This window comes from Staphylococcus sp. HMSC035D11 (genome assembly GCF_001836075.1).
Taxonomy (GTDB): Bacteria; Bacillota; Bacilli; order Staphylococcales; family Staphylococcaceae; genus Staphylococcus; species Staphylococcus hominis.
This window is the reverse complement of the sequence record NZ_KV827241.1, coordinates 175,285-181,648: the sequence shown is the minus strand read 5'-3', so window position 1 is coordinate 181,648 and position 6,364 is coordinate 175,285. Positions and strand designations below refer to the sequence as shown.

6 protein-coding genes are annotated in these 6,364 nt (G+C 26.4%); 3 read left to right on the top strand and 3 right to left on the bottom strand.

The annotated features are described in order from the left end of the window. Positions 1 to 446: 446 nt before the first annotated feature. Both HMPREF2647_RS06335 and HMPREF2647_RS06330 read left to right on the top strand, forming a co-directional pair. Complete coding sequence (locus HMPREF2647_RS06335) at positions 447 to 1,820, top strand: AAA family ATPase (protein WP_083319021.1); 1,374 nt, start codon at positions 447 to 449, stop codon at positions 1,818 to 1,820. Next, the gene (locus HMPREF2647_RS06330; RefSeq protein ID WP_070859736.1) at positions 1,820 to 2,524 is read left to right on the top strand and encodes a hypothetical protein; all 705 of its coding nucleotides are present in this window, start codon (positions 1,820 to 1,822) and stop codon (positions 2,522 to 2,524) included. The genes HMPREF2647_RS06335 and HMPREF2647_RS06330 overlap by 1 nt, the downstream gene beginning before the upstream one ends. A 562-nt stretch (positions 2,525 to 3,086) precedes the next feature. Here HMPREF2647_RS06330 and HMPREF2647_RS06325 read toward each other — a convergent pair. From HMPREF2647_RS06325 to HMPREF2647_RS06315, 3 genes are all read right to left on the bottom strand, one after another. Beyond that, a complete protein-coding gene (locus HMPREF2647_RS06325; protein ID WP_070859734.1) occupies positions 3,087 to 3,683 on the bottom strand; it encodes a hypothetical protein in 597 nt (198 codons plus the stop codon). 19 nt (positions 3,684 to 3,702) lie between these two features. Continuing rightward, positions 3,703 to 4,236 (bottom strand): hypothetical protein, encoded by a 534-nt coding sequence (locus HMPREF2647_RS11355; protein ID WP_070859732.1) that lies wholly within the window; start codon positions 4,234 to 4,236, stop codon positions 3,703 to 3,705. 715 nt (positions 4,237 to 4,951) lie between these two features. After that, positions 4,952 to 5,707 carry a hypothetical protein gene (locus tag HMPREF2647_RS06315; protein ID WP_070492260.1) on the bottom strand — a complete coding sequence of 252 codons (756 nt, stop codon included), beginning with the start codon at positions 5,705 to 5,707 and terminating at the stop codon, positions 4,952 to 4,954. Positions 5,708 to 6,139: 432 nt separating this feature from the next. On the opposite strand from HMPREF2647_RS06315, the gene HMPREF2647_RS06310 reads away from it, so the two are divergent. Further along, on the top strand, positions 6,140 to 6,274 hold the full coding sequence (locus tag HMPREF2647_RS06310; RefSeq protein ID WP_017174531.1) for a beta-class phenol-soluble modulin: 135 nt from the start codon (positions 6,140 to 6,142) through the stop codon (positions 6,272 to 6,274). The last annotated feature ends 90 nt before the right edge of the window (positions 6,275 to 6,364 follow it).

Here is a 6,364-nt window from a genome sequence, read left to right as displayed (position 1 = left end):
AGAAAAAAATTAAGGAATTATATTTAGGTTGATTTTGATATTAGAAATGAGTTTATTCGTGTCTTGATGTTAATACTAAGATGAAAAATAAATGTAAGTGTGACGTATAAACTTTTTTACAAATACAAAAGTAAGCGCTTCGATACGTAGGCACATTCCAAAATTAGATATGTGTTAATACACAGGTGCAGTCCTAAATTAGGGTTGCATATTAACCAGCTTGTCTATTTAGCAATATGGTGTAATCAATGAAACTTAAATTTTAAGAATCATTATTCTCTTAAAATATTAATAAATTGAAAATATAAATTTAAATAAACGAACTGTGGTATTTTTTAGATAAAAATTAAACTAATTACAGTGTATAATTAATAATATTATTATGTTTATAAATAGATGTGCTATTCCAAATTGTGAATTAATATAATATAATCAAATTGGAGGTCATGATTATGTTGTCGAAATTCAGTGTTCAAAATTTTTATTCAATAAATGAACAAGTAACTTTAAATTTTAATTTTTCTAATAGTAAAGCCCATGCATTTAAGCAAAATGTTATTTTTCAATATAATGGTCCTACTAAAAGAAGTATATTAAATGGAGGTATTATTTTTGGAGCAAATGCTTCTGGAAAGACTAATTTACTTGAAGCCCTAAAATTTTTAAAAGCTCACATTGATAATAGTTATAAGTTTGATGAGAAAGAAGATATAATGTTAGAGTTAAAGCCATTTAAATTTGCAAAAGATAATTCGACTAGATTTAAAATAGAATTTATTCTTGAAAATGTTGAAGGTTATCATAATGATGATTTATATACTAACATGAAACATAATTCGAATATTAAAAAAAATTATATTATAAATTATGAACTATTTTTAAATAATAAAGATTTATCAGTTCAATATGAAAATTTAAGATATAGTGAAATCATGAAAACTAAAGTTGGAAAGGAAAAAATATTATTTGAAAGAAAGCATGACGAAGTTACAGATAACGCAAGTGAAATAAATGAAATTAGGAAAAAAGTTGAAAAAGATAATATCACATTTAAGTCTTTGCTTTCTTTAGTAATAAATGATGTAAATAAAAATTATTTTAAAGAAGAAATTGAAACTTTTGAGTATAAATTAATGAGTGAAATTCACGATAAATGTTTCAAGAATATTCATTTTAATCAGCGAAATGCAAGTGATGAATTTATGCAAGAAATAAATAAAAATAAAGATTATCGAAAATACGTATTAAGAAATTTAAAAAAATTCGATTTTGCAATAAAAGATATAGAAGTTGAAGATATAACAGCTGACTTATTAGAGTCAGTGAATAACTCTGATACACCTGAAAAAATTAAAGAAATGCTTATTGAGTCAATAAAATCAGAAAAGCGTTATACCACATATGCTCTTCATTTTGTAAATGAGCAGAAATATAGAATGCCGCTTAGTGAAGAATCAAGAGGTACACAAAAATTCTTGAATCATTCTTATAGCATGTATGAAGCATTATTGGAAGATGGTTTATTTGTGGTAGATGAGTTTGAAAGTGCATATCATCATAGAATACAAGAAGGTATAGTGAATAATTTTATTAATCAATCTGGAAAAGCGCAATTTTTAATTGTTAGTCACAATTCTTTACTTCTTAATAAAAATCTTTTCTCTAAAGAACAAATAATCTTTTTAGAAAAAGATAGAGAGAAGGAGTCTACTGTATTAAAACATTTAAGTGAGTACAAAGATGTTACATATAATAATCATAACTGGCTTAATTTATATTATCAGGGTAGGCTTGGAGCAGTACCAGAGGTAGTGTTTTAATGAGTAAAGGTAAAAAGAGATTCATAAATCCAGTTATGCATTTTTATTTTCCAGAAGCCGATCAACAAGGAAATAAAGTAAAAATCGATGAAAGATTTTATATTGACTATGTCCTAAGAAGTTTAATAATAAGCAAAGGTTATTCTTTAATCCATTATGGAAAAGTGACTAAAAAAGATTTTATGAAACAAATAAAATCTAGTAAGAATGAAGATGACTTATTTTATATTGTATTTGATTCAGATTTTAATAGTCCAAGTAATTATCAACAAGCAGCCCAAGAAATAAGAGAAAATACTAGAGAATATATTAGATTAGCTCGTTCAAAAAATAAAAATATAAAAATATTATTGTCTGGTAGAGCATTTGAAACTTTTTTATGTATGTACAAAAGAAAGAACGGATATACTTCTCCTTATTTTGATATGAAACAATTAAAAGGTGATGTACTTATAAGTAAGCCTGATGAAAATTATACTAAGAGTGAAGACTGGTATATAGACTATGCAGATAGAATGCATATAGATAACATATCTAAGATGATAAGTAAAATCAAAAAAAGTCGATTGCAGGTTTTTACTGATAATTCTAGTCCTATAAACAATCATAATAATCCAAATTATTTCAGAGATATAGAAGTGAATTTTCTTGCAAAAACCGCCCCCTATACCTACTTTGATCTTTTATTAGAAGATTTTATTTAGTAAATACTTTAATATTATATTTATTCTAAACTCACTTAATATATTAGTATCTAAGTTCATATATTATACTTTAAAAATAAAGATACTAACTCTAAGATCAATATATATTCAAGTAGCAAGCGAGCAATTTACGTATTTATTGAAAACGTCATTCATAAAGTGGCGTTTTTCTATGTAATTATTAATAGTAATATTGCACTTAATGAGTTATAATAAATAGTATAATTTATTTAGCTGGGAAGCTTTAAAAAAGCTGATAAATACCCAGCTTGAAATTAGTCTCGTTATCTTAACATTAATTATAGTATGTGAATTGATTAAATATAGAAAGCGAGTGAAGTCTATGATAAAAAATAATATACAAAGTATAATCTTAGATTTAGCAACAAATGGATTGTATGATTTATTGAAAGCAGGGACTTCAATTTCGAGCTAAGTAAATTATATCGCTATTAATAAGCATGCGAGCAAGTTAAATATATTTTTAACGTCACTTAAAAAGTGGCGTTTTTTGACATTAGAAAGTAAAAAAATAATAAGGGTAGGTGGACTACCCTAAAAATCATTCAACATCATGCGGAACTGCATCTTCCATAGGTAATCCTGTATCAGGGTCTAATTGATCATTAGAATAATACTTGTCAGGAGTAGGAACTCCTCCAACATCACCGTTAGGAATACCTGTATACCCATTTTCTTTAGCTACTTTAGCGTTTGCTTCCATTTCTTCTTGATATTGTTTATTTAATCTTTCATTTTCTTCAATCATTTCAGGAGTCCAATCACCATCAGTAGAAACAGGATTATTTGCTAAATATTCATCACTATATTGTTGCTGATTGTTATTAGTTTGTCGTGTTTGCTGTTTCTCTTGAGTTGCAGGTTGTTGTGTTTGCTGTTGAGATTGAACTTGTTCATTTGTCACAGTTTCTTGTTCTTCAGTAGAATTATTTTCTTGTGTAGACTTATTATCTTCATTTTCTTGAGATTTTTTTTCTTCTTTAGATTTTTTATCCTGCTTGGTATTATCTTTTTTATCTTCTGATTTCTTTTCGGTAGTGCTTTCTGATTTTTTATTTTCATCTTCCTTAGTATCATCTTGACTACAAGCACTTAACACTAGTGTAGCTGCAAATAATGTTCCTAGTAATTTTTTCATATGTATGCTTCCCTTTAATTTATTTATTAGCTATTTGTTTTAACAACTCAATAATTTCATCATTTTGTTGTAATACTTTATTATTTTGATTTAATAGATCATTATGTTGTTTAATAAGAGTATCTAGTTGCGCAATTTGAACAAAGTTTTGCTTTTGTTGAGACATATAGTAATTATATGTAGCTTGTTTTTCCATGTTGAAAGTTATTTTTCCAAAAGCGTGATAAAAATTATCAAAATTGGCATCTATTTTTTGCTTATTAAATGCTTTTTTAGTAGTATCAGTTGGTTCGTTAATACCTTGAGTTTTAAAGAACTTGTTTAATTTATCATTATTGGCTTTTACAAATGCATTTTCATGCGTTGGATCAATTTCTTTAACTTTTGATGTAATAGTTGAAATACATTTATCTTTATCTTGCTTATAAAGGTCGATGTACTCTCTTTTTTCACTAACAGATAAATTATCCCAGTAACCTTTTTCAGTTTTATCTAATTTAGACTTAATATCTGCTTCTCTCATACTTTCTCTAAATCCTAATACTTCGGTCATATGTATTCCTCCTTATTCTATATCTTTATATTCAAACACTCGTAATGGCTCAAACTGAATAACATATTTGCCATAACGAATATATAAATAATTTTATCATTTTACTAATTTAAAATGTATAACGTATATAAAATATTAAGTTATTAATTATTTTAAGACGCTGAGAGAAGCTCTGTGTTGCATCGAGAAAACGAAAAGAGGGATAACTATATTAAAAAAGTTACAAAATGTTTAGTATAGTGACTGCATACAATCAGATACTTCAAATACAAAAAATGTTTACACCTTAAAAACGATAAATATATTGATACTAAAGAAGTAAATATTCTTATCCAAATTCTGAAAGAGTAGCAAGTATTAAAGTAGATAATATAGATAAGTCGAAAGTCTATGATGAAACAAATTATGTATTTATTGGTAATTCAATTATGGTAATTAAAGGTAATGAAATTCAGTATGTGTAACTTTTTGAATCATAATTTAAATATTTAATATTATTTGGGGAAAATTTGGGGAAAATAATTTGAAATTGTATTAAAAGCTATGAAAAGGAATTAGATAAAAATACTGATATTATAGGTTTTTAAAAGATTATCAAACGTTATAAAAAGTTAATAATTCCCTCCCAGGACGCTAATAACCCCCGTTAACCATTGTGGTCACGGGGTTTTTGCTTATCTATTTTAAACTCACTATGATGACTTGCTTCAAGAATTTAATTATTATATTTATCCCATTTTCCAGCTGCTATGTCAGCTTCTTGTTCTTTAATGTTTTGATAGACTTCTTCAGCGTCATCACCTTCGTAGTAACCTTGCTCAATTGCATGTTTTGTTTGAAGTTCTCCAGATGAAAGACCGCCATTATATTTTTTTCTGAGTGCATCATAATACTCATCTTCAGTTTCTGCTGCATTGATTTCAGCATTAGGATCCGGAGTTGCATTTTCATCATCTACTGAAACATCTGACTCATTTGGTCGGTCATAAATTGATTTTTCTTGACCATTTTCAACTCTAAGTGAACTTTGATACGCTACACTAGCAGGACCTTCCATTACATTTCCTTGTGGAATAATTCCATTTGCAACTGCACTATTGTAAGCTTGTATCTTTTGTTCTTCACTATAATTTCCATAAATAATTGATTCTAATGTACTTCTATCTTTAATATTGGAGAAATCAATTTGATTGTTATTTTGAGATGAAACATCTTCTATGGTATCTTTTGAATCTCTTTCTTCGTTTGACTTCTGTTCATTACTTGTATTTTCAGTATTTTGATTTTGGATAGTTTTGTCATTATGTTCTATAGAATTCTTATCTGATTTTGAAATATGCTTATCTTTTTTCTCTTTTTTATTGTTGGTATCATTCTGTGCTTTTTTATTATCACCAGTTAAAGAAAAATCATTATCACATGCACTTAATATTAAAAAACTACTAAATAATAAAATTAGATATTTTTTCATATGTATTCTCCGTTCGTTCACTCAATTAGTAATTATTAATAACACAGTCCTTTTATTCATATTTTACGTAGGAATTACTTTTAATATCACCACCTTATAACCATTTAATTAAATTTACTAGAATAAATATAATGAAAATATACACTTTTGGATTATATCATATAATTATGTATTAAATATTTTTAATTATTTTATTTTTATAATCTAAAAAACTTTGACGAGATAGACATATTTGAATTCCTAACTGTAAATATAAATTTTTAAATTGCACAGTTTTGATGATTTAAGTATAAGTTACGGAAAATGACACAACTATCTAAATAAACCCTTTATAGTAAAGATAACAAAACGATAGTTAAACAAAACAAAGCAAGCAATACAGTAACCTATCGTTTTAGAATTTTACCAATTAATTTCTAAGGAGTGTATGAAATGGAAGGTTTATTTAACGCAATTAAAGATACAGTAACTGCAGGTATTAATGGTGATTGGACAAAATTAGGTACAAGTATTGTTGGTATCGTAGAAAACGGTGTAGGTTTAGTTAGTAAATATTTAGGTTTCTAATTTAAAGATAATTATAAATAGTACAAAGGAGATAACAAACATGGAAAAATTATTCGACGCAATCAAAAATACAGTAGACGCAGGAATTAA